We start from the raw sequence: 25,436 nt of genomic DNA on the forward strand, positions 1-25,436 counted from the left end.
CAGGCGGACGCAGAGCGTCAGAGCCAGCCCTGGCGGCGGGCCTCGCGCAGGGCCTCCATCCGGTTGCGGGTGGCGGTCTTGCCGATGGCGGAGGAGAGGTAGTTGCGGACGGTGGACTCCGAGAGGTGGAGCCCGGCGGCGATGTCGGCGACCGTAGCGCCGTCCGCGGAGGCCTTGAGCGCGTCGCTCTCGCGGGCCGTGAGCGGGTTGGGGCCCGCGCTGAGGGCGGCGGCGGCCAGGTCGGGGTCGACGACCGTCTCGCCGGCCAGCACCCGGCGGACGGCGGCGGCGAGATCCTCCACGGGGCCGTCCTTGACCAGGAAGCCTGTGGCTCCCGCCTCCATCGCGCGGCGCAGATAGCCGGGGCGGCCGAAGGTCGTGAGGATCAGCACGCGGCAGCCGGGGACCCGGGCGCGCAGGTCGGCGGCGGCGTCCAGGCCGCTCCTGCCCGGGAGTTCGATGTCGAGGAGGGCGACGTCGGGGTGGTGGGCGAGTGCCGCGTCCAGGATGGCGTCGCCCGCGGCGACCTGTGCGACGACCTCGATGTCGTCCTCCATCCCCAGCAGCAGCGCGAGCGCACCGCGCATCATGCCCTGGTCCTCCGCGAGCAGCACGCGGATGGGCCGGCCGGTCACGGGCTCAGGGCAGGGCGGCCGGTGTCCAGCAGCGAGGTCAGCGTCCGCGTGAACGCCCTCGCCGAATGGTCCGCGTGGTCGCGGATGCGCGCCGCGACGGCCTCGGCGCCGCCGCCCTCCAGGAGGTGGACGAGCCGGTCGAGGTCCTGGCCGTGCCCCTCCTGGGTGGTCAGGTAGAAGTCCGTCGCGTCGTACGCCATGTGGAAGACGTGCTTCTTCACATCGCTCAGCGTCAGGTAGTCGTCGTGCGTCTTGGGGGTCGGCTCGGGCGCACCGACGCACACCGCCGGGGTACCGGCGCCCCACGCGTTGACGGCCAGGTGGTACGTGTCCGTGATGACCAGCCGGTAGCGGGGCAGGACCCCGACCAGGTCGCCGACGGTGGGGTCTCCCGGGCGGGCCGCGATGTGGCTGACCGGAGCGGGGACGTCCCGGTCGAACCAGGGCAGCCACTCCAGCGGGGCGCCCAGCCGGCCGGACAGGCCCTGGCAGAAGGCGGGCAGCCAGTCGGGGATCGGCGTACGGGCGCCGAGGAAGACGCCGATCGCACCGCCGTCGGGCACCGACCGGGACCACGGCGTGGTCGGCAGGTGGTCGAGGTCGCCGGGGCGGGACAGCAGCGCCGCGTCCGAACCGAAGTGGTCGGTCGTACGGTCCCCCCGCAGGTGCGCGATCTTCGCCGCCGAGAGCGGATCCCGCACCCACATCCGGTGACTGCGCCTCACCAGGCGGGAGAACAGCGGGCCGTACTCCTTGTCCTCGTAGTCGGACTGCGTGTTGTGCAGGATCGTCCCGCCGTAGCTGAGGGTCCGCGCGAGGACCTCGTCCGGCTGGTCCGCGAACAGCAGGGCCCGGTTCAGCTGCCCCCGGGCGTCGTCGCGGTCCGCGGCGAAGCCGAAGTCGAGCAGGCGGTTCGTGGCGTCCTGCGCCAGGTAGTGGCGGGTGTGCAGGAAGTCGCCCCAGAAGACGACCGCGTCATGGTCGCGGAGCGTGTCGAGGTGGTCGGCCAGCGGACGGAAGCGGAAGGGGAATCCGGCGCCGAGCGCACCGTCGCGCAGCGGCACGGTCTCCGGTGTGTGCAGGGTGTACCAGGTGGCGTCGACGTCGGTGGCCATCCGCCGCCGCAGGGACTCGAACGCCAAGTCCACGGTCAGCATGCCCGTGTTGCGGTACCCGATGTTCGGCGCGGTGATGACGGCGACGCGTCCCATGTGCTCCCGTTCCCCTAGCGGTTGCCTACGCGCTCGACCTGCGCCGGCGCGGACCACCGGCCAACGTACACGTCCGCTTCGCTGCGAAATCGTCCCGCCCCCGCCGGCCGTTCCTCCGCCGTGTCCGGCGGCAGTTCCGCCGTCACCGCGAACCCGCCCCCGGCCCGCGACCCCGCCGTCAGCGAACCGCCCGCCGCCGCGAGACGTTCCGTCAGCCCGGTCAGCCCCGTGCCGTGGGAGCAGGTCGGACCCGTGCCGGGGGAGACCACCGTGCCCCCGGCGACGGCCCCGCCGCCCCCGTCGTCGGAGACCGTCAGCCGCACCCGCTCCCCGCCTCCCCACAGGGTGATCTCGCAGCGGTCGGCCCCGCTGTGCCGTACGACGTTGGTGACCGCCTCCCTGACCACCCAGCCCAGCAGCGCCTCCGTCTGCGGCCCGGGCGGTGGGCCGCAGCGGCTCACGACGAGCGTGACGCCCGCCGCCGTCAGGGCCGAGTGCGCCCGGTCGAGTTCCGTGGCGAGGCTGCCCTGCCGGTAGCCGGTCACGGCCTCACGGATCTCCGTCAGGGCCTGCCGGCCCACGGCCTCGATGTCCGTGACCTGGGCCAGCGCCGCGTCCGGGTCGCGGCCGGCCAGCCGCCGGGCCGCCTCCGACTTCACGACGATCACCGACATCGTGTGCCCGAGCAGGTCGTGCAGGTCGCGGGAGAAGCGCAGCCGTTCCTTCTCGACCGCCCGGTCGGCCAGCTCCTCACGGGCGGCGCGCAGCTCGCGCACCGTCTCGGAGAGGCGCATGATCGCTGCTGTCACCATCATCGAGATCAAGGTGGCGTACGCGATGCCGAGGCCGCCCCAGCCGTCGTGGAAGCAGGCCACCGCTCCCGCCGCCACCGCCACGGCCGCACCGGCGGGCCGCAGGTGCGACAGCCGCAGGGCCGCGCCGGTCGCGAGGCCGAGCAGCGGGAGGAACAGCAGCCAGTTGCCGCCGTAGCCGGCGGCGAGTGCGCAGGTCACGGCCGCCAGCAGGGCGAGCGCCACCCGGGTGGAGAGGGCTTCGCGCTTCCACTTGTCGAACGAGCGGAACGCCACGTAGATGTAGAGGCTGTTGAAGGTCAGCAGCCCCAGGCCGCCGATCCACGGGTTGGGGGCGCGGCCCTGGAAGAGGTTGGAGAACGCGCCCATCCCCATCAGCAGCCACGGCAGCAGGGTGAAGGCGGTGGGCGGCGGGCCGGTGACCGCTTCGGGACAGCCCTCCTTCCGGGCCGCTCGCCACCCGGCCCTGAGCCGGTCCTGGTCCGCCTCGCGGTGGTGCCGGTGCTCCCGGGCCTCGCGGACCTTCGGCCGGATCGCCTCGAACCGGCACCCGGCCTTGTCTTTCCAGGACATGTCGTGGTCCTCCTCCCGGCTGTGCCGGTCGAGGGCACGGCCCGTGGGGTCTGCGTGGTCATGGCAGTGACGTTACGGACCGGCGGGGGGTCTGCGGCAGATGCGCTTGTACGGACTCCGGCAGGACAAATGTCATCGCCACGCCGATCTGACGCAGTGTCAGGAGTCTTCACAAGTGCCGGGGCCTCGGCTATACAGAGGGCGCGGGACTGGAACGCGTTTCAGTTCGCGTCCCGGTCCGGTCCCAGACGGCCTCGGTGCGGCCGACGGTGCGGACGGCCGTACCGAGGTCCTTCCTCCGGCGATCAGGAGCCCCATGCCCATCGACGCAGCCAAGGCGCTCGCCGCCGGACCCCGGACCGGCGAGCTCTCCTGGGACCACAAGGACGTGCAGCTCTACCACCTCGGCATCGGCGCGGGCAGCCCCGCCACCGACCCCGACGAACTGCGCTACACCCTGGAGTCCCGGCTGCACGTCCTGCCGAGCTTCGCCACCGTCGCGGGCGCCGGAAAGCCCGGCGTGACCAGCGGTCTGTCCATGCCCGGCATCGAGGTCGAGCTGGCCCGCGTCCTGCACGGCGGCCAGAGCCTCGTCATCCACCGGCCCCTCCCGGCGGCGGGCACCGCCACCGCGACCAACCGGATCGCCGCCGTGTACGACAAGGGCACGGCGGCCGTCCTCGTCCTGCGCACCGAGGTCGCCGACGCCGAGGGCCCGTTGTGGACCAACGACGCCCAGATCTTCATCCGCGGCGAGGGCGGCTGGGGCGGCGACCGCGGCCCCTCGGCCCGCCTGGAACCGCCCGTGGGAGAACCCGACCGGACCGTCGAGCGGCCCGTCCGCGACGACCAGGCCCTGCTCTACCGCCTCTCCGGCGACTGGAACCCGCTGCACGCCGACCCGGAGTTCGCCAAGGTCGCCGGATTCGAGCGGCCCATCCTGCACGGCCTGTGCACCTACGGCATCACGCTCAAGGCGGTCGTCGACACGCTGCTCGGCGGGGACGTGACCCGGGTGCGGTCCTGCACCACCCGCTTCGCCGGGGTCGTGTACCCGGGGGAGACCCTGCGGATCCGCATGTGGCACACGCCGGAGTCCACCCGGGTCGCCGTCAGCGCCGTCGAGCGGGACGACGCGCCCGTCCTCGCCGACACCATCGTCGAACACGCCTGAGTCCACACCGCCGTACGAGGGGAGTCCGCACCATGCGCGCAGCCGTACTGCACGAGATCGGCCAGGACAAGCTGGAGGTCCTCGACGACGTCGAGGCGGTGGGGTTCGGACCCGGAAAGGTACGGATCCGGGTGCGCGCCACGGGGCTGTGCCACTCGGACCTGTCCGCGATGAGCGGAGTGCTGCCGCAGCCCGCGCCGTTCGTGCCCGGGCACGAGGGCGCAGGGGAGATCCTCGAAGCCGGCGAGGGTGTCAGCCACCTGAAGGCCGGTGACCGGGTCGTGGTGTGCTGGCTGCCCGCCTGCGGCGCCTGCCCCGCCTGCAGGCGCGGCCAGACCGAGCTGTGCCTGGCCGGGTTCATGAACGCGGGCACCCCCAACTTCAAGCGCCCCGGCGGGGACCTCTTCGGCTTCGCCGGCACCGGCACCTTCACCGAGGAGGTCGTCGTCGACGCCGGCTGCGCGGTGCCGATCCCCGACGACGTGCCCTTCGACATCGCCGCCCTCATCGGCTGCGGAGTGACCACCGGCCTCGGCGCCGCGCTCAACACGGCCGACCTGGAGGCCGGTTCGTCGGTGGCGGTCATCGGCTGCGGGGGCGTCGGCATCTCCGTGATCCAGGGCGCCCGGCTCAAGGGAGCCGCCGAGATCGTCGCCGTCGACCCGATCGCCGCGCGCCGCGAGTCCGCGCTGAAGTTCGGGGCCACCCGGGCCCTCTCGCCCGACGAACTGCCCGACGCAAAACAGCAGATCACCGCCGGCGAGGGCTTCGACCACGTCTTCGAGGTCGTCGGCAGGTCGGCCACGGCACGCACCGCGTACGAGAACACCCGGCGCGGCGGCACCCTCGTCGTGGTCGGCGCCGGCGCCATGGACGACTTCCTCCAGCTCAACATGTTCGAGCTGTTCTTCGACGAGAAGCGGATCCTGCCGTCCATGTACGGCGGCGGAGACGTCCTGCGCTCCTACGAACGCACCATCGCCCTGTGGCGCGCCGGCCGGGTCGACCTGGCGGGCCTGATCACCCACCGGGTCCCGTTCGCCGACATCAACGAGGCCCTGGACCAGATGCGGACCGGGACCGCCCTGCGTACGTGCATCGAGATGTGAGGACCTCCGATATGCCGCTGCCGCTCCAGGGACTGTCCGCGATCGTCACCGGCGCGGGCCGCGGACTCGGCCGGGCCGAGGCGCGGGAACTCGCCCGGCTCGGCGCCGCCGTCGTCGTCAACGACCACGGGCAGCCCGGCCGCGACGGAACGGGCGAGGCGTCCGCGGGGCCCGCCGAGGAGGTCGCCACCGAGATCCGGGCAGCGGGCGGGACCGCGCTCGCACACACCGGTGACGTCTCCGACTTCGAGCAGGCGCGCACGCTCGTGGAGTCGGCGGTCGCCGCGTTCGGCAGGCTCGACATCCTCGTCAACAACGCGGGCATCCTGCGCGACCGCATGGTGTTCTCGATGACCGAGGAGGAGTGGGACTCCGTCCTCCGCGTGCACCTCAAGGGCCACTTCAACACCACCCGGTTCGCCGCCGCGCACTGGCGGGAGCGGTCCAAGCGGGCCGGGGAGCCGGTGTTCGGGCGGATCGTGAACACCTCCTCGGAGGCGTTCCTCGCCGGGTCCGCCGGGCAGCCCAACTACGCCGCAGCCAAGGGCGGGATCGTCGGCCTCACCACCTCCACCGCCCTGGCCCTCGCCAAGTACGGCGTGACGGCCAACGCCATCTGCCCGCGCGCCCGCACCCGGATGACCGAGGACGTCTTCGCGGGCATCGAGCAGCCCTCCGGCACGGGCCTCGACCCGCTCGCCCCCGAGCATGTCGCGCCGCTCGTCGGCTATCTGGCCTCACCCGCCGCCGCGCACGTCAACGGGCAGCTCCTCGTGGTGCACGGCGGGATGGTCGCCGTCGTCGAACGCCCGCGGGTCGCCGCCAGGTTCGACAGCAAGCAGGACACCTTCACCTACGACGAGCTGGAGGCCGTCCTCGGGCCCTACTACGCGGACCGGCCGGCCGGGGAGACCTTCGCGGCGGCGGAGGTGCTGGGCCTGAGACGCGGGTGAGAGACACGGAACGGCCCTCCCCGCTCGGCGGGAAGGGCCGTTCGCTGTCTGGTGACTGACGTGCCGTCAGGCCGCAGTCACGGCCTGCTCGGTCTCCGCCACCGGCTTGCGGTGGCGTCCGCGCGGAGCCGTCTCGCCGTCCTGCGTGGAGACCTCACCACGGTGCCGGCCACGGCCGGAGGAGGAGGTCTGCTGGACGTCGGCAGTACGCGGCTGGGTCGTGCTGGCGTCGCTCATCGGATGGAATTCACCCCGTCAACATGATCTTTTTTACAGCCGGGTGAGTCTAACCGGCACCCCTGACCTCGGATCCAGCCAGCCACGCCAACCGGCACTAGTTCGTTACAAGGCGTCCCAACGGCGCCTCCTGGAGGGGCACAGGGCGTGCCGCCGCAGGGGTCGCGGGCGGGGTGGCCTGCGCTGGTGAGTCGGGTGATTCGGGCTCCTCGGGGTGTCCGGGGTGTCCCGGGTCTTCCGGAACCGGGGGTGCCGGGTCCGGCTCCGGCGGGGCGAGCACGGCCCCGGGCGGGCTCACCCGCGCCACCCCGCACGGCACGGCCCGAGTCGCGTACGGCAGCCGCAGCACCCCCTCCGCCGTCCACAGGCCCGTGCCCGCCAACCACCCCTCGGGTGCCCGGAGATGATGCAAGCGCCGCTCGGCGGGCCGCCAGACACCGACCCAGCTGCCCGTCGGTCCGTCCACCCGCAGCGCCACCGCGCAGCTCTCCGGCGTCAGCACCTGCCCCGGCTGGATCGCGAACGGCGTGACGGAGCAGTCCCGCAGCCGCAGGCACTCCGGGAAGCGCACCGGCAGCGTGCTGCCGAGGACACCCCAGCCCAGCCGCTCCTGCCCCGGCGAGGGCGCGTCCGAGCGGACGATCAGCAGCCCGCTGTCGTGGTCGGCGAGCAGCAGCCGGTCGTCGCTGTCGGCGGCGATCTGCAGCAGCGGCGACACCTCGCCGCCGCATTCCAGGTCCACCACGACGGCCTTGGTGCGACCGCCGGTCTCCCGGTCCAGCGCCAGCAGCCGTCCCGCCCGGTCCAGCCAGACCCCGCCCGAGCAGCGGCCGGGCAGTTCGGCCAGCCGCTCCGGCCCGAAGGCGCCGCCCGCCACCAGCCACACCGACGTCGTACGCGGCCCGACCGCGAGGGCGTAGGCCCGCTCACCGCCCGGGGCGGGGGGCAGCAGCCGCAGCCGGGCCCTGACATCCGGGCACTCGACCGCGCCCAGGGGCAGCTCTCCGGTACCGGGCCCGGTCGGGTACAGCAGCGAGAAGGCGTGCCGCCCGGCCACCACCCGGTGGATGAGGACCCGCCCGTCGCCCATCGGCTGCACCTCGGTGCCGGGCTCCTCCGGCTGGTTGCGCGGCAGCGGCACCGCGTACGGCTCGGGGCCGTCCAGGGTCCAGCGCTCCGGGAACCAGGAGTCGCCGGCCGACGCGAGACGCGCGCCGTAGGCACCGTCCGCGGTGAGCGTGCAGCCTGCCGGCGCGGCTCCGTCCTCGTCCTCGTGTCCCGCCGAAGGCTCGATCGCACAGGCAGTCATCGTTCGGTCACCTCCAGTGACGAACGTAGTTTTCGCACGCGGGCGGGGAATTCCACGGGCGCAGACTTCACACATAAGGGTGTTCCAGGAACGATTCGCCTGAGGGAAAGGGGGCGATTGTGCTGAGCGGGGCCATGGGTGCCGGGAGCGGGCGGTGGCGGTGCAACGCCACAGATCAGGCGGGTAGCCTTGCTTCCGTGCCCCGTCTGTCTGAAGTCATCGCCGCGCTGGAGACCCTGTGGCCCGCCGAGCGGGCCGAGTCCTGGGACGCGGTCGGCACCGTCGCGGGCGACCCGGACCAGGAGGTCACACGGGTCCTGTTCGCCGTCGACCCGGTCCAGGAGATCGTCGACGAGGCGGTGAAACTGGGCGCCGGCCTGCTCGTCACCCACCACCCGCTCTATCTGCGCGGCACGACGACGGTCGCGGCGACGCACTTCAAGGGCCGTGTCGTGCACACCCTCATCAAGAACGACATCGCGCTGCACGTCGCCCACACCAACGCCGACACCGCCGACCCGGGTGTCTCCGACGCCCTCGCGTCCGCGCTGGACCTGCGCGTCACCGGGCCGCTCGTGCCCGACCCCACCGACCCCGAGGGCCGCCGGGGCCTCGGCCGCCTCTGCGCGCTGGACCACCCGGTGACCGTCCGCGAGTTCGCCGCCCGCGCCGCCGCGCGGCTGCCCGCCACCGCGCAGGGCATCCGGGTCGCCGGCGACCCCGAGGCGCTCGTGCGCACGGTCGCCGTCAGCGGCGGCTCCGGCGACAGCCTCTTCGACCACGTCCGCGCGGCCGGGGCCGACGCCTTCCTCACCGCGGACCTGCGCCACCACCCCGCGTCCGAGTTCCTGGCGGATCGCGCCCACAGTCCCCTCGCGCTGCTCGACGCGGCGCACTGGGCCACCGAGTGGCCCTGGTGCGAGCTGGCCGCGAGCCAGCTCGACGAGATCTCCGACCGGCACGGATGGGACCTGCGCGTCCACGTCTCGAAGACGGTCACCGACCCCTGGACCGCGCACGCGGCCTCTGCCACTTCTGACCCCCTTGGAGCCCCGAACTGAACGCCGCGCCCGCCGACCAGATCCGACTCCTCGACGTCCAGGACCTCGACGTCCGCCTCCAGCAGCTCGCGCACAAGCGCAAGTCGCTGCCCGAGCACGCCGAGATCGAGTCGCTGACCAAGGACCACACCCAGTTGCGCGACCTGCTCGTGGCCGCGCAGACCGAGGAGAGCGACACCGCCCGCGAGCAGACCAAGGCCGAACAGGACGTGGACCAGGTGCGCCAGCGCGCCACCCGCGACCAGCAGCGCCTCGACTCCGGTGCCGTCACCTCCCCCAAGGACCTGGAGAACCTCCAGCGCGAGATCACCTCCCTCGCCAAGCGGCAGGGCGATCTGGAGGACGTGGTGCTGGAGGTCATGGAGCGCCGGGAGTCCGCGCAGGAGCGGGTCGCCGAGCTGACCGAGCGCGTCACCTCCGTCCAGTCGAAGATCGACGACGCGACCGCGCGCCGCGACGCGGCCTGCGAGCAGATCGACGGCGAGGTCGCCACGGTCACCAAGGAGCGCGAGGTCATCGCCGGTTCGATCCCCGCCGACCTGCTCAAGCTCTACGACAAGCTGCGCGGGCAGCAGGGCGGCGTCGGCGCGGCGAAGCTGTACGCGCGCAGCTGCCAGGGCTGCCGGCAGGAGCTCGCCATCACCGAGCTGGCCGAGATCCGCAAGGCGGCCCCCGACACGGTGATCCGCTGCGAGAACTGCCGCCGCATCCTGGTGCGCACGTCCGAGTCCGGCCTCTAGGCCTGCAAGGAGACTTTCCGGTGCGGGAGTTCATCGTCGAGGCGGACGGCGGCTCACGGGGCAACCCGGGGCCCGCCGGCTACGGGGCCGTGGTCAGCGACGCGGCGACGGGGGAGACCCTGCGGGAGACCGCCGAGTACATCGGCGTCGCCACGAACAACGTCGCCGAGTACCGCGGCCTCCTGGCCGGCCTGGGCGCCGCCCACGAGCTGGACCCGGCGGCGACGGTCCACGTCCGGATGGACTCCAAGCTCGTCATCGAGCAGATGTCGGGCCGCTGGAAGATCAAGCACCCCGACATGAAGCCCCTGGCCGCGCAGGCGGCCCGGGTCTTCCCACCCGGGCGGGTCACGTACGAGTGGATTCCGAGGGAGCGGAACAAGCACGCGGACCGGCTGGCCAACGAGGCGATGGACGCGGGGGCCAGGGGGGAGCGGTGGTCGGAGTCGGGATCCACGGCTGAGCTGGACTCGGCTGCCGGGGGTCCCGGGCGCGCTGAGGCCGTCGCGCCCTCCGGGCCGCCCGGTGACGCGGCGGCGGGCGCGGCGCGGGTGCGCGGAGCTCTGGCGGAAGGCCGCGCATCGGCCGCGGCGGCGGGCTCCGGCCCGGATGCCGTGCGGGCCGCGGCACACCCCTTCCGGGACGTTCCGGGCGCGGCGCCCGCTTCCGGCCACGTCACGACGAACCCACCGGGCGGAGAAGCCGAGAGGGCCGAGGGTGGTGCACAGGGCGGCGAAGCCGGGATCCCGTCCGGCTCGGCGAAGGCCGATGCCGATGCGCGTGCCGCGAGGGCGGTCGGGGACGCAGGTGCCGCGAAGACCGATGACGATGCCGGTGCCGCGAAGACAGGCGCCGACGCCGACACCCGCGCCGCCCAAGCCGTAGCCGCCCCCGGCTGGGCCCCCGCCGACATGGGTGCCCCCGCCACCTTCGTCCTGCTGAGGCACGGCGAGACCCCGCTGACGCCCCAGAAGCGGTTCTCCGGCAGCGGCGGAACCGACCCTTCCCTCTCCGCCACCGGGCGGGAGCAGGCCGAGCGGGCCGCCGTGATGCTGGCCCGGCGAGGCACCATCCAGGCCGTCGTGTCGTCGCCGCTCACCCGTACGCGGGAGACCGCCGGGATCGTCGCCGCCCGGCTCGGGCTCGACGTCGGCATCGACGACGGGCTGCGCGAGACGGACTTCGGCGCCTGGGAGGGACTCACCTTCGCCGAGGTGCGCGAGCGCCACCCCGACGACCTGAACGCCTGGCTGGCCAATCCGGAAGCCGAACCCACCGGCGGCGGCGAGAGCTTCGCGGCGACGGCCACCCGGCTCGCCGCCACCCGCGACAAGCTGGTCGCGGCCCACGCGGGCCGGACGGTCCTGCTCGTCACGCACGTGACGCCGATCAAGACGCTCGTCCGGCTCGCCCTGGGAGCCCCGCCGGAGTCGCTGTTCCGCATGGAACTGTCGGCCGCGTCCCTGTCGGTGGTCGCGTACTACGCCGACGGAAACGCCAGCGTCCGCCTCCTCAACGACACGTCCCACCTGCGCTGAGCCCCGCCGCCGCACGGGCCAGGGCCTCGACGCGCCCCCAGTCGCGAGCCGCCACGGCATCCCGCGGCAGCATCCAGCTCCCGGCCACACAGCCGACGTTGGGCAGGGCGAGGTAATCCGGGGCGGAGGCCGGGCCGATCCCGCCCGTGGGGCAGAAACGGGCCTGGGGGAGCGGCCCCGACAGCGACTTCAGATACGCCGTACCGCCCGCGGCCTGCGCCGGGAAGAACTTCATCTCCCGCACCCCGCGCTCCAGCAGCGCCACGACCTCGGACGCCGTCGACACCCCCGGCAGGAACGGCACCCCGGACGCCCGCATCGCCTCCAGCAGGACGTCCGTCCAGCCGGGACTGACCAGGAAGCGGGAGCCCGCGGCCACCGCCTCGGTGACATGCTCGGGGCTGATCACCGTCCCGGCCCCGACGAGCGCCCCGGGCACCTCCCGGGCGATCTCCCGGATCGCCGTCAGGGCCACGGACGTCCGCAACGTCACCTCGATCGCCGGCAGCCCGCCCGCGACCAGCGCCCGCGCCAGCGGTACGGCGTCACCGGCGTCCTCGACGACGGCGACGGGGACGACGGGCGCGAGATCCAGCACCGAGGCGGGCAGGGGAGAGGCGGAGGCCATGGCGTCATCCTGCCGTCGCCCGAGCACAGCGCGCAAAGGACGTTGCGCACAGTGCAATGGCGCGTTAGTGGACCTCGTCCACCAGCACATCCAGCGACCACGCCTGCCCCGACTTCGCCGGGGCCTGCGCCTCCACGACGTACCCGAGACCCCGGAGCACCTCCACCAGCTCGGCCGGTCCCTTCGGGTCGGCCCCGGAGGTCAGCAGGCCGCGCACGATCCGCCCCTTGGTCGCCTTGTTGAAGTGGCTGACCACCTTCCGCGTGGGCGCGTGCAGCACCCGCACGGACGCCGTCCGCTCGGCGACCTCGCCCTTCGGCTTCCAGGCGGCGGCGTACGCGGCGGACCGCAGATCCAGCACCAGCCCGCTCCGGGCCACCTCGGGCAGCACCGACGCCATCGGCGCACGCCAGTGCGCGCCCAGCGCACCGAGCCCCGGCAGCTTCACGCCCATCGAGCACCGGTAGGACGGAATCCGGTCCGTCACCCGCACGGCACCCCACAGCCCGGAGAACACGAGCAGCGACCGCGCCGCCCGCCGCTTGGCGGCCGTGTCGAGGGACGCCAGGCCGAGAGCGTCGTAGAGCACGCCGGTGTAGATCTCCCCGGCCGGCCGCGCCCCCGCCGTGCGCAACTCCGCGTTCTTGACGACCTCGCCCCGCAGCCCCTCGCTGAGCCCCAGCACCTCACGCGCCTTGTCCTCGTCGCCGGCGCACAGCTCGACCAACTCGGTGAGAACGGCCTCCCGGGCGGCTGTCAGCCCCGGCAGCGACAGCGACTCCGGCTTCAGCGGGGCACCGCGGCCGGAGGAGGCCTTGCCTTCGGACGGCGGCAGCAGGACAAGCACGCGTACTCCTTCGATCGAACTGCAGCCGACAGCGTACGGGGGCGTACGGGGGGTCAGACGCGCGCCCGGCCGAGGGCGCGGACCAGGCCGTCGGCGTCGTCGGCGTGGAAACGGACGAGCCGCACCTCCCGGCGCCGCCCGAAGAAGGTGACGTGCGTGACCGGTGCCGTCAGTTCGAGCGTGACGGTGGTCTGCGAGCCGACCTCGACGTTCAGCTCGCCGTCGGCCGGTTCGTGCGTCATCCGCAGCTCACGCCGCGCGGAGCCGATCCGCTCCAGCGGCACCAGCAGATCGACATGGACGTACCGCCGTATCCGCAGCGAGCCGCCGTCATCATCCAGCACATGCGGACGTACGACCGACGAGGCGTGCAGCGCCACGACGAACACGATCGTGTACACGTCCAGGAAGAGAAACGCCGCGTGCACGGCGGGCCAGTCCCGCAGCAGCACGGACAGCGCGACCGTCTCGACCAGGCACACGAACGCGAACCCGGCCATCATCGCGCCCTGCCCGCGCGCGTACCCGAAGGCCCGCCCGCTCCCCGCCCCATGTGTACGCCGCGCCACCCACAGGGCGAGACTCGCGAGCAACCGCACCTCGTGCCGGACCAGCAGCCACCCGGCCCTCATCGCCGCTCCTCGGCGAGGATCCGCAGCGTACGGCGTACGGCCTCCGCCTGGGCCGGAGAAAGATCGTCGTAAAAGGCGCGCAGGAAGCCGCCGTCCTGGTCGAGCTCCCCGGCCTCCGGGAACACCCCCGGCGGGATGCAGCCGGCGAGCGCCCGGGCCGCCTCGTCGACGCGCGGGTCATCGGGCTCGGCACCGGCGAGCCCGTCGAGCAGCGCATAGGCCTCACCGGCCCGCGCCACGGCCCCCGGACTGCCCAGCGCCTCACCCACCGACGACATCAACCGCTCCCGGTCCTCGGCCGGCATCGCGGTCTCCAGGAACGCGATGATCTCGCGGTCCCTGGCGGCCATGGGCGAGTCGGAGAGATGCGCGGTCCCGGCGAACAGCGCGGCCAGCTCGGGCGACACCGGCCCCTCGGCAGGCACCCCGCCCTCCCCGTCCAGCAAGGTCCGCAACCGCGCCCGCCGCTCCCGGAGGGCCTCCTCCTGCCGCGCCAGATCCTCGTCCAGCTCGGTGAGCACCTCGACGAGGTCCTTCCCGGCATCGTCCGCGAGCACGTCCCGCACCTCCGCGAGCCCCAGCCCCAGCTCCGTCAGCCGCCGGATCCGTGCCAGCACGACGGCATGCCGCAACCCGTACTCCCGGTACCCGTTGGCCCGCCGCTCGGGCTCGGGCAACAGCCCCAGATGGTGGTAGTGCCGCACGGCCCGCGTGGTGACGCCGACGGTGACGGCGAGTTCTCCGATCCGCATGCCACCAGTGAAGACGTTGACGCTGCGGCAAGGTCAAGCGAGCGGCTCGGTGCCTGACGGCGGCGTTGATCGTGTGCCACGATCGAGGGAAGGGGTCCCGATCTCACGGACAGGTGATCAGCCGATGTCCCAGTCTGGCGAGCGACCGAAGGAGGGGCGTGACATGACTGCCATCGCCCACGAGCCGCTCTCGCAGGAAGACGTCCTGCTGGAGGGCTTTCTCGCCCTGGACACCCCGGAGGGTTTCCGGGCCGAGCTGATCGAGGGGGAGATCGTTGTGACGCCGCCGCCGGACGGGGATCACGAGAAGTGCATCAGCCGGATCGTGAGGCAAGTGATCAGGTACTCCCGGACCGACATGGACTTCTCGGGGAACAAGGGGCTGAAGGTGCGGAGCGGAGGCTCCTGCCCCAAGAACCACTTGGTTCCGGACGTCACCTTCGGCCCCATCGAGCGCGACCTGTTCGGCGGAGTCGGCTCCTGGATGTCGTGCGACGGCGTAGCCATGGTGATGGAGGTGACCTCCACCAGGCCGCCGGCCGACCGAGAGGCCAAGCGCCACTGCTATGCCCGCGCGGGCATCCCGCTCTACCTGCTGGTCGACCGGGACACGGCGCAAGTCACGGTGTTCAGCGAGCCGAAGGACGACGACTACCGCGAGCACTGCGCCCGCCCCTTCGGCAAGCCCATCGCTCTTCCGGAACCGTTCGCCTTCGACCTGGACACGGCCGACCTCCTCTGATCCCCTGTGGGCGGGGGTGCGATATGGGGATGCGCGAACAGACCAGCTGGACCAGGGCACGCCTGGGCCGTGCCGGCCCGCCCCTCGACCTCCTCACCGCCCACTTCGACAGCCACGTCTACGCCCCCCACGCCCACGACGAGTTCACCATCGGCGTCACCGTCGGCGGCTCGGAGGTCATCGCGTACCGGCGCGGGCACATCCACTCCTACCCCGGCTCGATCGTCGTCCTGGAGCCCGGCGAGATGCACACCGGCGGCCCGGCAGCGGCCGACGGCTACGCCTACCAGGCCCTCTACGCCGAACCGGCCCTCCTCACCGACGGCACCCTCGGCGGCCATCCGCACTTCCGGAACCCCGTCCTCCACGACCCGGAACTGGCGGCAGCCCTCCGCGCCGCCCACACCGACATCAGCACCTGCCCCGACCCGCTGGAGACCGAATCCCGGCTGCCCTGGCTGCTCACGGCCCTGGCCCGCCGCCACTCCACGGCCCGGGCGACCGACGACACCGTGCCCGGCACCGGCCACATCGCCAGGTCCGTACGCGACCGCCTGGCGGACGAACTGCTGGACCCCCCGTCCCTGGCTGCCCTCGCCACCGACCTGGGCCTCTCCCGCTACCAACTCCTCCGCGCCTTCCGCACGACGATGGGCGTACCGCCGTACGCCTGGCTCGCCCAGCACCGGGTCGCCAGGGCCCGCGGCCTCCTGGAAGCCGGACTGCGCCCCGCCGAGGTCGCCGGCCTCGTCGGCTTCGCCGACCAGGCGCACCTCACCCGCTGGTTCCGCCGGGTGCTGGGGGTGACCCCGGCGGCGTACCGCAACAGCGTTCAAGACACAGCGGGTTGAGACGGCCGAGACTCACCGCATGACTGCACGCGGCTGGTTCCTGTTCTCCCTGATGGGAGTGGTCTGGGGCGTCCCCTACCTGATGATCAAGGTGGCGGTGGACGACCTGTCCCCGTCCATGGTGGTGTTCACACGCTGCGCCCTCGGCGCCGCGCTCCTGCTCCCCTTCGCTCTCCGCCAGGGCGGCTTCGCCCGTACCGTCCGGGTCCACTGGAAGCCGATGCTGGCCTTCGCCGTCATCGAGATCGTCGGCCCCTGGTGGACCCTGACCGACGCCGAACGCCACCTGTCCAGCTCCACCGCCGGGCTCCTCATCGCGGGCGTGCCGATCGTCGCCGTACTCCTGGCCCGCTTCTTCGGCGCCGAGGAACGCGTGGGCGCCCGCCGTGCCACCGGACTCGCCCTCGGCCTCGCGGGCGTCACCGTCCTCACCCTGCCGCACCTCACCGGCGGCGACGCCCGCTCGCTGGCCGAGGTGCTGGTCACGGTCGTCGGCTACGCCACCGCCCCTCTGATAGCCGCCCGGCACCTCAAGGACGTGCCGACCCTCCAGCTGATCACCCCCTGCCTCACCCTGGCGGCGGTCGTCTACGCCCCCGCCGCCTTCCTGACCCGGCCGGCCACCATGCCCTCGGGTGAGGTCCTGGCCGCCCTCGCCGGCCTCGGCGTCATCTGCACCGCGGTAGCGTTCGTGGCCTTCCTGGAGCTGATCAAGGAGATCGGCCCGACCCGGGCGGGAGTGATCACCTACGTCAACCCGGCGGTCGCCGTCGCCGCGGGCGCCCTCTTCCTGGACGAGGAGCTGACCCTCGGCATCGGCGTGGCCTTCACCCTGATCCTCGCGGGCTCGGTCCTGGCGACGGCCGCGGGACCGAAGCCGTCCTCCCGACCGGTACCATGGTCGACACGGCAGACGAGCCGGGCGGACGGCCGCGTGGAGTCCCCCTGACGGGGAGCTTCCCGAGGAACGTCCGGGCTCCACAGGGCAGGGTGGTGGCTAACGGCCACCCGGGGTGACCCGCGGGACAGTGCCACAGAAAGCAAACCGCCGGGGACCGTATCCGTACGGCCCTCGGTAAGGGTGAAACGGTGGTGTAAGAGACCACCAGTGCCCAGGGTGACCTGGGCAGCTAGGTAAACCCCACCCGGAGCAAGGTCAAGAGGAGACACCTCGGTGTCTCTGCGCGGACGATCGAGGGCTGCCCGCCCGAGTCCGCGGGTAGACCGCACGAGGCCGGTGGCAACGCCGGCCCTAGATGGATGGCCGTCGCCCCGGCTCCCGCGAGGGAACCGGGGAACAGAACCCGGCGTACAGCCCGACTCGTCTGCCGCCAGCGGCGGCTTTACCTGGGAAAGGGCCTCTGATCTGGGACGGAGGCCCGCGTCCTTGACGGAGATCCCTTCGGGGCACCGTTTCCTGATGCACCGTGCGGGTGCCGAGGGAAACCACGGCACCCGCACCTGCGGAGCACCGCGGTGTCGCTCCGGATGAGCAACGACCTCGCTCACGCGGCCGGCGCGCCCCAGCCGCAACCGCCCGCTCCCGCACAGAGCAAGGAGCAGAAGTCGCTCCGCCGGCGCCTTCCGCGGGGGGGTAGCCCATCTCCGGGGCAGCGGGCCCCCTGAGTAGCCGAGCCGGTGCAGAGCGCGGCGGAGAATGCTTGCTGTTCATGGCGCCTACGTTGGCGGGACCGCCCACGGCGCCCAGATCCGATGCGCACACAGCGAGGTGCGGTAGGCGACGGTGTGTTTCGTGTACGCGGCGGTGTGCGGCAGTCGGCGGTGAACCCGTCAACCCGTGCCCTGTCCTGCGTTTCGTCCAGCCGCCGGCATCGGTGGTCCGGGATGTCCTGATCGCAAGGCACGGCGGATGTAACCCGAGACGGTGGTGGTGGGCCTAACCGCCCACCACCCACCGCGCTCCTGCAACCACGCCCAACAGCAGAGCCGGAGATGTCCACCACCACGGCATGGCCCTTCGCACCGAAGGCGCCAGCCACAGCGCCCCCGCAGCCCCGGCGGCCGCGATGGTGACGACGCACGACAGCACGATTCCGGCGTACGCGTCGTCGTCCCAGGAGCCGGACGGCGTGATGGTCAGTGCCGTCCAGCAGAAGTACGCGGCGATGAGGGTGAGCAGCGTGAGGGGTACGGCGAGGACGAGACGGAGGCAGCCGCGGTCGTCGTCCACGTGGGAAGGGCTGGTCATCAGCGCAGTGCGTTCCTTGGCTCGTCCAGATTGTTCGCGAACCGACGCCCGTAGTCCTGGGCGTCGTCGGTCTCCCAGTACGGCCCGCCGTTGTAGCGCGCGGCGAACTCGCTCTCCGCCTTGAGCTGTTCGGTCATGTCGTCCAGGATGCCGGGCTGTCCGCCGACCTCCTGCCACGCGATACCGGCAACCATGTCCGGCGGCAGCCCCACATTTGGTGCCGCAGCCTTGATGATCTCCTTGTTCGCAGCGATCCAATCGGCCCGGCCCTGCGCAGTGGACGGTGGATTCCGGTAACTGTCCTGCGCACCAGGCAGGCTGGCGGTCTGGAGACGGATGTCCCGCAGGGTTGGGGAGACGACGTCGACACGTTGGATGAAACCCATCCGGAAGTCCGGCAGCAGGTCATAGACCTGCTCGAGCTCGTGTACGCAGGTCTCCCGCGCCTCGTGCTCCGTGATCTTCGCCAGGTGGAAGTCCCCACCGGCGGCATCGTGCAGCCGGTTCGTGTCCGAACGAGGCCGACGCCCTCCGTAATCCGGCCCGGCTCCTCGAATACCGCCCGACCACTCTTCTCCCACCGCCGTTGCCGCCAGGACCTGCCCGTACGGCGACGGTGACGTCTCCATCGCAACCGGTACCGCTGGTCGGCTGCGACGGCTGTGAACGCGCCCTCCGCTCGCAGGATCCGCGCGCACTCTGCCGGGATTGCAGGGAACGCCATGGTCGCCACAAGGCCGAACTGGTCCACTCGGCCGCCTGAGCCGGGGCAGGATGCAGTTCTGGTCGACCCGGACGGGACCTACGGACCGGTCACGGGCGCGTCGACGTCAGCGATCTCTCCCTGACCCGCTCCAGATGCCCCCCGAACACCTCCCGAGCCTCCGGCGTCAACGTCCGCAACGCCACCAGCGCCGTGATGACCACATCGCACAGCTCCGACTGCACGTCGTCCCACGTATGCGTCACACCCTTACGCGGGTTCTGCCCCGTCGCCCCGATCACGGCCTCGGAGACCTCGCCGACCTCCTCGGTGAGCTTCAGGATGCGCAGGAAGAGGCCCTCGCGGCCCTCGACCGGGCGGTTGGTGTCGAGCCACTCCGACAAGGCGTCGATGGTGGACCAGAGTTCAGGGGCGGAGGACTGTTCGTTCATGGAGGCGCAGCCTGCCATGCGGGACTGACAATGCCCCGGGTCCCGGCCCCCTACTCCATGTACTCCTCCTCGAACAACGCCTCCTGCTCCCCCTCCTTCGCCTTCCGCAGCCGCCTCGCCCGGGCTCCCACCACCACCGCCGTGCCCGCCGCCGTCGCCGCGAAGGCCGCCGGGATCATCCAGCCGCGGTTCACCGCGTGTCCGAGCAGGTGGTCCAGGGAGAGGCGGCCCGGGCCGGTGACGGCCAGGCCCGCGGCGGTCAGGCCCAGGGTCGCCGCGTACTCGTAGCCGCCGCCCTGGTTGAAGAAGCCGTTCGGGGCGTGCACCGCCGCCGCGCCGGCCATCGCACCGGCCGCCGCCGCACCCGCGGCGGGGGTGGCCAGGCCCAGGGCCAGCAGTGTGCCGCCGCCGGTCTCCGCGAGGCCCGCCGCCGTCGCGCTCGCCTTGCCGGGGACGTAGCCGACGGACTCCATGAACTGGCCGGTCCCCTCGATGCCGTGCCCGCCGAACCAGCCGAACAGCTTCTGCGCGCCGTGGGCGGCCAGCGCGCCGCCCGCCCCCAGCCGGAGCAGCAGCAGGCCCAGATCACGTCGGTCGTTACGCGTCACGTCGTCTCCCGGAGCGGACAGCAGGAACAGAGCAGCAGGGACAGAGCAGCAGGAACAGAAGGGCGTCTCTCGCCGGTTCCACCGTCGCACCCGCGGCCCCGGGCTACACCTGGCGGAGCCGCCCGGGACGCCGTTCGGGTGGCACGGGTGGCGTGGGGCGGTGGCCGGTACGAGGCTGGCTCGTATGACGATTCAGATCACGCGCCTCAGCGATCCGGCTGTCCGGGCCTTCGTGGCCGCCGTGAACAACCACGACCGCGAGAGCTTCATGGGGCTCCTCGCGCCGGACGCCACCATGACGGACGACGGCTCCGAACGGGACCTCGCCGACTGGGTGGACCGGGAGATCTTCTCCTCCCACGGCCACATGGAGGTCGACAACGAGTCCAACGGCGGCCGTTCCCTCATCGCCCGCTACAGCAACGACACCTGGGGCGAGATGCGCACCCGGTGGAGCTTCACCGTGGACGACGACGGCAGGATCACGCGCTTCGAGACCGGGCAGGCCTGAAACCCGCCCCCCTCGCAGGGGCTTGTCCCCGTGTGCGCTCCGACTCGCGGCATCCGGTCCTTGACGTGTGCGGCAGTCGTTCCACGCGCACCGGTGTGTACTCCGCGGTCCCTCGCGAAGTCCACCCCCAACCGGTGCGGTGGAACGACTGCCGCCTCCCCCCTCGGATGTGGCCCACGGAAGCGCTCTGTTCCAAGTGTGAAGCTTTGGTGTAGAAGAGTTGAGCATAATTCCCCTACCGGCCGCAATGGGTCGGACGTTCTTATTCCGCTTGTGCAGGTTGACGACTTGACGAAATCCGCCGCGCGCTCAGCCGCGTCCGACGTACGGCATCGCCGTCGCCAGCACGGTCGCGAACTGCACGTTCGCCTCCAGCGGCAGCTCCGCCATGTGCCGCACCGTGCGGGCCACGTCAGCGACGTCCATGACCGGTTCCGGGGCGACTTCCCCGTTTGCCTGCAGGGCTCCCGTCTGCATACGGGACGTCATGTCGGTGGCCGCGTTGCCGATGTCGATCTGCCCCACCGCGATCCCGTACGAGCGCCCGTCCAGCGACAGCGACTTGGTCAGGCCGGTCAGCGCGTGCTTGGTGGCCGTGTAGGCCACCGACAGCGGGCGGGGCGTGTGCGCGGAGATCGAGCCGTTGTTGATGATCCGGCCGCCCCGCGGGTCCTGCTCCTTCATCTGCCGGTACGCCGCCTGCGCGCACAGGAACGCCCCGTTGAGGTTGGTGTCCACCACGTGCCGCCAGGCGTCGTAGGGCAGCTCCTCGACCGGCACACCGCCGGGGCCGAACGTGCCCGCGTTGTTGAACAGCAGGTCGACCCGGCCGAAGCGCTCGACGGTGGCGGCGAAGAGGGCACTCACGTCCTCGGGGCGTGAGACGTCCGTCCGTACCGCCAGGGAATCGGCCCCGGGCGCCAGGGCCGCCGTCTCCTCCAGTGTCTCGACACGCCGGCCCGCCAGCGCCACCGACCAGCCCGTACGCAGCAGTTCCACGGCGACCGCCCGGCCGATGCCGGAACCCGCCCCGGTCACCACCGCGATCGCATTGTCCTTGGCATTCATGGGCCCGCAGCGTACGGGAGCCTCCCGTGCCCCCTGCGGGATCAGGGCTCAGGCCGGCGTGAGCTCCGGCTCGCCCGTCTCGTCGGGGTAGCGGACGCCGACGCGGTCCCGGATCGCGTCGAGTGTCCGCATCACGGCGAGCGTGCCGTCCAGCGGCACCAGCGGGGACTCGGTCTCGCCGGCGCGCAGGGCCCGCATCACCTCGGCCGCCTCGTGCCGCAGGCTGTTGCGGGGCCCGTCCGCCGGGTCGGCCGTGAACTCCTCGGCGTCGCGGCCGTCCCGGTGCAGGACGAAACTCTCCGGGAAGAAGAAGCCCTGCCGGATGTCGATCCGGCCCTTCGAGCCGGTGACCGAGGCGGAGGTCGCCGTGCCCCCCACGATGGAGCAGTGCACCGAACCGAGCGCGCCGCTGTCGAAGGACAGCACCGCCGCCGTCTGGAGGTCGACGCCCTCCTCGGAGAGCACCGCCCGCGCCGCGATGTCCGACGGCTCCCCGAGCAGCAGCTGTGCGAACGACACCGGATACACGCCCAGGTCGAGCAGCGCGCCGCCGCCCAGCTCCGGGTTCCGCAGCCGGTGCGAGGGCGGGAACGGGCCGGCCAGCCCGAAGTCGGCCTGGACGCTGCGCACCTCGCCGATCGCCCCGTCGTCGACCAGCGCCTTCAGGCGCCGTACCAGCGGGTTGCAGTACATCCACATCGCCTCCATCAGGAAGCGCCCGTGCTCCCGCGCCAGCGCGACGAGTTCCTCCGCCTCGCGCACGTTCAGCGTGAAGGGCTTCTCGCACAGCACGTTCCGCCCGGCCGCGAGACACAGTCCGGCGGCGGTCCGGTGCGCCGTGTGCGGGGTGGCGACGTAGACGACATCGATGTCCTCGTCCTGCGCGAGGGCGTTCCAGTCGCCGTAGGCCCGGGGGATCCCGAACCGCTCCGCGAACGTCTTCGCCGAGGCCTCCGACCGTGACGCCACCGCGACGATCTCCGCGTCCGGCAGGTCGATCAGATCCGCGGTGAACGCGCTCGCTATCCCGCCGGTCGCCAGGATCCCCCACCGCACCGTGTCCGCCGTCATGTGCGCCCCGCCTCCACCTCGTGACCCGAGCAGTCCGTACGAGCACTCCGTACGAGCACTCCGTACGAGCACTCCGTACGAGCTGAGAGCATAGGTGGCGATCGACTCGGAAAGGGAGGGACTCATGCCCGAGGGTGGGGCGTCCATATCGAACACCGCGCAGGAGGCCGCAGCCGGGACGGAGCGGCCCGGCCGCACACCGCACCGCCGCACCGGGCTCCTGGTCACCTTCCTCCTCGGAAGCCTGACCGCCGTGCCTCCGCTGGCGATGGACATGTACCTCCCGTCCCTGCCGGAGGTCACCCGCTCCCTGCACGCGCCGGCCGCGACCGTCCAGCTCACGCTCACCGCGTGCCTGGCCGGCATGGCGCTCGGGCAGCTCGTGGTCGGGCCCATGAGCGACCGGTGGGGGCGTCGCCGACCGCTGCTCGCCGGGCTCGCCGTCTTCGTCGTCGCCACCGTGCTGTGTGCCCTCGCCCCCACCGTCGAGCTGCTGGTGGCCTTCCGGCTGGCCCAGGGCCTCGCGGGCGCCGCCGCGATCGTCATCGCCCGGGCCGTCGTCCGCGACCTGTACGACGGCATGGCCATGGCCCGCTTCTTCTCCACCCTCATGCTGATCTCCGGGGTCGCCCCGGTCGTGGCGCCGCTGATCGGCGGGCAGGTCCTGCGCGTCACGGACTGGCGGGGCGTCTTCGCCGTCCTCACGGTCATCGGCGTCCTCATCGGGCTCCTGGTCTGGGCCCGGCTGCCCGAGACCCTGGCCCCTGCCGAGCGGCACAGCGGCGGCGTCGGCGAGGCCCTGCGCTCGATGCGCACCCTGCTCGCCGACCGCTCCTTCACCGGCTACATGCTCACCGGCGGCTTCGCCTTCGCCGCCCTGTTCGCCTACATATCGGCGTCCCCGTTCGTCATCCAGGAGATCTACGGCGCATCCCCGCAGACGTTCAGCCTGCTGTTCGGCCTCAACTCCGTCGGGCTGGTCATCGTCGGCCAGATCAACGGCAAGATCCTCGTCGGCCGGGTCAGTCTCGACCGGGTCCTGGGCATCGGTTTGGCGATCGTCATCACCGCCGCGACCGCGCTGCTGCTGATGTCCCTGGGCGTCTTCGGCGAGGTCGGGCTGGTGCCCGTCGCCGCCGCGCTGTTCGTGCTGATGTCCGCGATGGGCATCACCCTGCCCAACACCCAGGCCCTCGCCCTGATGCGCACCAAGCACGCCGCCGGTTCCGCGTCGGCCCTGCTCGGCACGTCCTCCTTCCTCATCGGCGCGATCGCCTCGCCGCTCGTCGGCGTCGCCGGGGAGGACACCGCCCTCCCGATGGCCGTCGTCCAACTGGCCGCCGCACTGGTGGCAGTGGCCTGCTTCATGGGAATGTGCCGACCCTGGAAGAAGGAGAACGGCCGCCCGAGCGTGGAGGGAGCAGTCAGCTGAGCGCCAGACTGCGCGACGGCACGCCGGAACGGGCCGGACTCGACCCCGCGGAACTGCGTCACCTCGTCCGGGAGGTCCACGTCCTGACCACCGGGCAGCGTCCCTGGGCCCCGGGCGCCGTCCTCGTCGTCGGACGCGGCCCGGTGATCGCGGTCGAGGAGGCGGCGGGCTGGGCCGTCCGCTACGCGGCCTACGACGCCGACACCGACGCCGGGGTGGAACTGCCCCCCGAGGACCGGGTGCCGATGACCGTCGGCACGCCCTTCGACCTGGCGTCCCTCACGAAACTGTTCACGTCCGTGGCCGCCGTGCAGCAGATCGAGCGCGGGACGCTCGGCATCGACGCGAAGGTCGGGGCGTACCTGCCCGACTTCACGGCGGCCGCCCGGCACGGCATCACCGTACGCCAGCTGCTCACCCACACCTCCGGGCTGCGGCCCGAACTCCCGCTGTACGACTGCGCCGACGACGCGCAGCGGCTCGCGGCGCTCCAGTCGGAGCCGCCGGCCGGGGCGCCGGGCGCATACCGCTACTCCGACCTCAACATGCTCCTCCTCCAGTACGTCCTGGAGCGCGTCACCGGCCGCACCCTCGACGTCCTCGTCCACGACGGCATCACCCGGCCGCTGGGCATGACGGCGACGGACTTCGGTCCGTGCTCGGGCGCCGCGGCGACGGAGGACCAGCGGCGGCCCTGGGCCAAGGCGGACCGGGGGATGCTGCGGGGCGAGGTCCACGACGAGAACGCCTGGGCCCTCGGGGGAGTGGCCGGCCACGCGGGCCTGTTCTCCACCGGCCGAGACCTCGCGGTGTTCTGCCGCACCCTGCTCGCGGGCGGCTCCTACGGTCCCGCCCGCATCCTCGGCCCCGACTTCGTCGAGCTGCTCTTCACCCCGCCGGGCCTCGGCTTCTCCCTCGACCAGCCCTGGTTCATGGGCGACCTGGCGGGCCGCGGCGCGGCGGGCCACACGGGCTTCACGGGCACGTCCCTCGTCCTCGACCCGGCCACGGACACGTTCCTCATCCTCCTCACCAACGCGGTCCACCCACGCCGCCGACGCCCGGACAGCGCCCCGAGGGCGGCGGCGGCGACGCGGGTGGCCCGGGCGGTGCGGTGATCTCTTCGGGGGCTCGGGCGAGGCGTGCGCCGGGGGTGTCCGGGCGAGGGTGACGTCCTGAACCTCACGGCCCCGACGGGCCCCGTGGGCGGGCGGTCGGGCTCTCTCGCGGTGGCCTGGGGGAGCCCTGCCGGTTCCGGGGCGGGGATCCCCCAGGCCACCGGGCGTGCGCGGCGGCTGCTCCGGCGGCCTCGTCGGACCCCGGCCCGGGCGCTCGCGTGCTCTCGCCTTGGTCGGCGTGGGTGGCTCGGGCGAGCCCTGCCGGTTCCGGGCCGGGGCGTGAGCAGGTGGTGCCGGTGCAGTCCGGTCGGTGGGCGGGGAGACTCCGGGCGCGGGTCGCCCCGGGCGTGCGCGGCGGGCTCGTCGGCCTCGGGTTCGGGCGTTTGCGTCCTTTCGTGGTGGCCTCGTCGGCCTCGGGTTCGGGCGTTTGCGTCCTTTCGTGGTGGCCTCGTCGGCCTCG

26 protein-coding genes, 1 other RNA gene and 1 pseudogene are annotated in these 25,436 nt (G+C 72.6%); 13 read left to right on the forward strand and 15 right to left on the reverse strand.

Annotated elements, in window-relative coordinates:
• Positions 1 to 17: 17 nt before the first annotated feature.
• The 3 genes from ACFU3E_RS13230 to ACFU3E_RS13240 are packed head-to-tail and all read right to left on the reverse strand — an operon-like array spanning position 18 to position 3,231.
• Entirely contained in the window at positions 18 to 635 is a 618-nt protein-coding gene (locus tag ACFU3E_RS13230) for a response regulator (protein WP_384155916.1), read from the reverse strand.
• Positions 632 to 1,846, reverse strand: a complete 1,215-nt coding sequence (locus ACFU3E_RS13235; RefSeq protein WP_384155919.1) for a hypothetical protein — start codon at positions 1,844 to 1,846, stop codon at positions 632 to 634. The genes ACFU3E_RS13230 and ACFU3E_RS13235 overlap by 4 nt, the downstream gene beginning before the upstream one ends.
• A 14-nt stretch (positions 1,847 to 1,860) precedes the next feature.
• The gene (locus ACFU3E_RS13240) at positions 1,861 to 3,231 is read right to left on the reverse strand and encodes a sensor histidine kinase (protein ID WP_384155922.1); all 1,371 of its coding nucleotides are present in this window, start codon (positions 3,229 to 3,231) and stop codon (positions 1,861 to 1,863) included.
• A gap of 316 nt (positions 3,232 to 3,547) precedes the next feature.
• Here ACFU3E_RS13240 and ACFU3E_RS13245 point away from each other — a divergent pair, with 316 nt between their 5' ends.
• From ACFU3E_RS13245 to ACFU3E_RS13255, 3 genes are read left to right on the forward strand one after another with little or no spacing between them, the layout of a single operon-like run.
• A complete protein-coding gene (locus ACFU3E_RS13245; protein WP_384155924.1) occupies positions 3,548 to 4,405 on the forward strand; it encodes a MaoC/PaaZ C-terminal domain-containing protein in 858 nt (285 codons plus the stop codon).
• 32 nt (positions 4,406 to 4,437) lie between these two features.
• The gene (locus ACFU3E_RS13250) at positions 4,438 to 5,514 is read left to right on the forward strand and encodes a Zn-dependent alcohol dehydrogenase (protein WP_384155927.1); all 1,077 of its coding nucleotides are present in this window, start codon (positions 4,438 to 4,440) and stop codon (positions 5,512 to 5,514) included.
• Between the two features lie 11 nt (positions 5,515 to 5,525).
• Positions 5,526 to 6,467: a 3-oxoacyl-ACP reductase gene (locus ACFU3E_RS13255; protein ID WP_384155930.1), complete on the forward strand. Its 942-nt coding sequence runs from the start codon at positions 5,526 to 5,528 to the stop codon at positions 6,465 to 6,467.
• Between the two features lie 66 nt (positions 6,468 to 6,533).
• Here the strand turns inward: ACFU3E_RS13255 and ACFU3E_RS13260 are convergent, their stop codons facing one another.
• A complete protein-coding gene (locus ACFU3E_RS13260) occupies positions 6,534 to 6,704 on the reverse strand; it encodes a hypothetical protein (RefSeq protein ID WP_384155933.1) in 171 nt (56 codons plus the stop codon).
• 97 nt (positions 6,705 to 6,801) lie between these two features.
• Positions 6,802 to 8,013, reverse strand: a complete 1,212-nt coding sequence (locus ACFU3E_RS13265; protein WP_384155936.1) for a hypothetical protein — start codon at positions 8,011 to 8,013, stop codon at positions 6,802 to 6,804.
• Positions 8,014 to 8,210: 197 nt separating this feature from the next.
• On the opposite strand from ACFU3E_RS13265, the gene ACFU3E_RS13270 reads away from it, so the two are divergent.
• From ACFU3E_RS13270 to ACFU3E_RS13280, 3 genes are read left to right on the forward strand one after another with little or no spacing between them, the layout of a single operon-like run.
• Entirely contained in the window at positions 8,211 to 9,074 is an 864-nt protein-coding gene (locus tag ACFU3E_RS13270) for a Nif3-like dinuclear metal center hexameric protein (RefSeq protein ID WP_384155939.1), read from the forward strand.
• Positions 9,071 to 9,814, forward strand: a complete 744-nt coding sequence (locus tag ACFU3E_RS13275; RefSeq protein ID WP_384156122.1) for a zinc ribbon domain-containing protein — start codon at positions 9,071 to 9,073, stop codon at positions 9,812 to 9,814. Before ACFU3E_RS13270 ends, ACFU3E_RS13275 begins: the two co-directional genes overlap by 4 nt.
• Before the next feature lie 20 nt (positions 9,815 to 9,834).
• On the forward strand, positions 9,835 to 11,352 hold the full coding sequence (locus tag ACFU3E_RS13280) for a bifunctional RNase H/acid phosphatase (protein ID WP_384155942.1): 1,518 nt from the start codon (positions 9,835 to 9,837) through the stop codon (positions 11,350 to 11,352).
• On the opposite strand, the gene eda is transcribed toward ACFU3E_RS13280, so the two are convergent.
• The 4 genes from eda to ACFU3E_RS13300 all read right to left on the reverse strand — a co-directional run bounded on the left by eda (position 11,327) and on the right by ACFU3E_RS13300 (position 14,211).
• Positions 11,327 to 11,980, reverse strand: coding sequence for a bifunctional 4-hydroxy-2-oxoglutarate aldolase/2-dehydro-3-deoxy-phosphogluconate aldolase (gene eda, locus ACFU3E_RS13285; protein ID WP_384155945.1), 654 nt, complete (start codon positions 11,978 to 11,980; stop codon positions 11,327 to 11,329). The genes ACFU3E_RS13280 and eda overlap by 26 nt on opposite strands.
• Before the next feature lie 64 nt (positions 11,981 to 12,044).
• Positions 12,045 to 12,827 (reverse strand): peroxide stress protein YaaA, encoded by a 783-nt coding sequence (gene yaaA / locus ACFU3E_RS13290; RefSeq protein ID WP_384155948.1) that lies wholly within the window; start codon positions 12,825 to 12,827, stop codon positions 12,045 to 12,047.
• A 53-nt stretch (positions 12,828 to 12,880) separates the two neighbouring features.
• Positions 12,881 to 13,459: a hypothetical protein gene (locus ACFU3E_RS13295; RefSeq protein WP_384155951.1), complete on the reverse strand. Its 579-nt coding sequence runs from the start codon at positions 13,457 to 13,459 to the stop codon at positions 12,881 to 12,883.
• Positions 13,456 to 14,211 carry a MerR family transcriptional regulator gene (locus tag ACFU3E_RS13300; RefSeq protein WP_384155954.1) on the reverse strand — a complete coding sequence of 252 codons (756 nt, stop codon included), beginning with the start codon at positions 14,209 to 14,211 and terminating at the stop codon, positions 13,456 to 13,458. Before ACFU3E_RS13300 ends, ACFU3E_RS13295 begins: the two co-directional genes overlap by 4 nt.
• 163 nt (positions 14,212 to 14,374) lie before the next feature.
• On the opposite strand from ACFU3E_RS13300, the gene ACFU3E_RS13305 reads away from it, so the two are divergent.
• The 4 genes and pseudogenes from ACFU3E_RS13305 (at position 14,375) to rnpB (ending at position 17,132) form a co-directional block, all read left to right on the forward strand.
• Positions 14,375 to 14,953: a Uma2 family endonuclease gene (locus ACFU3E_RS13305; protein WP_384155957.1), complete on the forward strand. Its 579-nt coding sequence runs from the start codon at positions 14,375 to 14,377 to the stop codon at positions 14,951 to 14,953.
• 23 nt (positions 14,954 to 14,976) lie between these two features.
• On the forward strand, positions 14,977 to 15,804 hold the full coding sequence (locus ACFU3E_RS13310; protein ID WP_384155960.1) for an AraC family ligand binding domain-containing protein: 828 nt from the start codon (positions 14,977 to 14,979) through the stop codon (positions 15,802 to 15,804).
• Between the two features lie 82 nt (positions 15,805 to 15,886).
• Positions 15,887 to 16,603, forward strand: a pseudogene (locus ACFU3E_RS13315) (DMT family transporter); the annotation flags it as partial.
• Between the two features lie 115 nt (positions 16,604 to 16,718).
• An RNA gene (gene rnpB / locus ACFU3E_RS13320) (RNase P RNA component class A) lies at positions 16,719 to 17,132 on the forward strand.
• A 569-nt stretch (positions 17,133 to 17,701) separates the two neighbouring features.
• On the opposite strand, the gene ACFU3E_RS13325 is transcribed toward rnpB, so the two are convergent.
• The 4 genes from ACFU3E_RS13325 to ACFU3E_RS13340 form a co-directional block, all read right to left on the reverse strand.
• Positions 17,702 to 18,013 carry a hypothetical protein gene (locus ACFU3E_RS13325; protein WP_384155962.1) on the reverse strand — a complete coding sequence of 104 codons (312 nt, stop codon included), beginning with the start codon at positions 18,011 to 18,013 and terminating at the stop codon, positions 17,702 to 17,704.
• Positions 18,013 to 18,642 carry a hypothetical protein gene (locus ACFU3E_RS13330; RefSeq protein ID WP_384155965.1) on the reverse strand — a complete coding sequence of 210 codons (630 nt, stop codon included), beginning with the start codon at positions 18,640 to 18,642 and terminating at the stop codon, positions 18,013 to 18,015. The genes ACFU3E_RS13325 and ACFU3E_RS13330 overlap by 1 nt, the downstream gene beginning before the upstream one ends.
• Positions 18,643 to 18,826: 184 nt before the next feature.
• Positions 18,827 to 19,168, reverse strand: coding sequence for a MazG-like family protein (locus ACFU3E_RS13335; protein ID WP_384155968.1), 342 nt, complete (start codon positions 19,166 to 19,168; stop codon positions 18,827 to 18,829).
• A 50-nt stretch (positions 19,169 to 19,218) separates the two neighbouring features.
• A complete protein-coding gene (locus ACFU3E_RS13340) occupies positions 19,219 to 19,776 on the reverse strand; it encodes a DoxX family protein (RefSeq protein WP_248501002.1) in 558 nt (185 codons plus the stop codon).
• Positions 19,777 to 19,960: 184 nt separating this feature from the next.
• Between ACFU3E_RS13340 and ACFU3E_RS13345 the strand changes: the two genes are divergently transcribed.
• Complete coding sequence (locus ACFU3E_RS13345) at positions 19,961 to 20,287, forward strand: nuclear transport factor 2 family protein (RefSeq protein WP_384155972.1); 327 nt, start codon at positions 19,961 to 19,963, stop codon at positions 20,285 to 20,287.
• A gap of 309 nt (positions 20,288 to 20,596) precedes the next feature.
• Here the strand turns inward: ACFU3E_RS13345 and ACFU3E_RS13350 are convergent, their stop codons facing one another.
• Both ACFU3E_RS13350 and ACFU3E_RS13355 read right to left on the reverse strand, forming a co-directional pair.
• Positions 20,597 to 21,355 (reverse strand): SDR family oxidoreductase, encoded by a 759-nt coding sequence (locus ACFU3E_RS13350; RefSeq protein WP_384155975.1) that lies wholly within the window; start codon positions 21,353 to 21,355, stop codon positions 20,597 to 20,599.
• Between the two features lie 48 nt (positions 21,356 to 21,403).
• Entirely contained in the window at positions 21,404 to 22,426 is a 1,023-nt protein-coding gene (locus ACFU3E_RS13355; protein ID WP_384155978.1) for a Gfo/Idh/MocA family protein, read from the reverse strand.
• A 124-nt stretch (positions 22,427 to 22,550) separates the two neighbouring features.
• Between ACFU3E_RS13355 and ACFU3E_RS13360 the strand changes: the two genes are divergently transcribed.
• Positions 22,551 to 23,858, forward strand: coding sequence for a multidrug effflux MFS transporter (locus tag ACFU3E_RS13360; protein ID WP_384155981.1), 1,308 nt, complete (start codon positions 22,551 to 22,553; stop codon positions 23,856 to 23,858).
• Positions 23,801 to 24,976, forward strand: coding sequence for a serine hydrolase domain-containing protein (locus ACFU3E_RS13365; RefSeq protein ID WP_384155983.1), 1,176 nt, complete (start codon positions 23,801 to 23,803; stop codon positions 24,974 to 24,976). The genes ACFU3E_RS13360 and ACFU3E_RS13365 overlap by 58 nt, the downstream gene beginning before the upstream one ends.
• The last annotated feature ends 460 nt before the right edge of the window (positions 24,977 to 25,436 follow it).

The organism is Streptomyces sp. NPDC057424, from assembly GCF_042803315.1.
Taxonomy (GTDB): Bacteria; Actinomycetota; Actinomycetes; order Streptomycetales; family Streptomycetaceae; genus Streptomyces.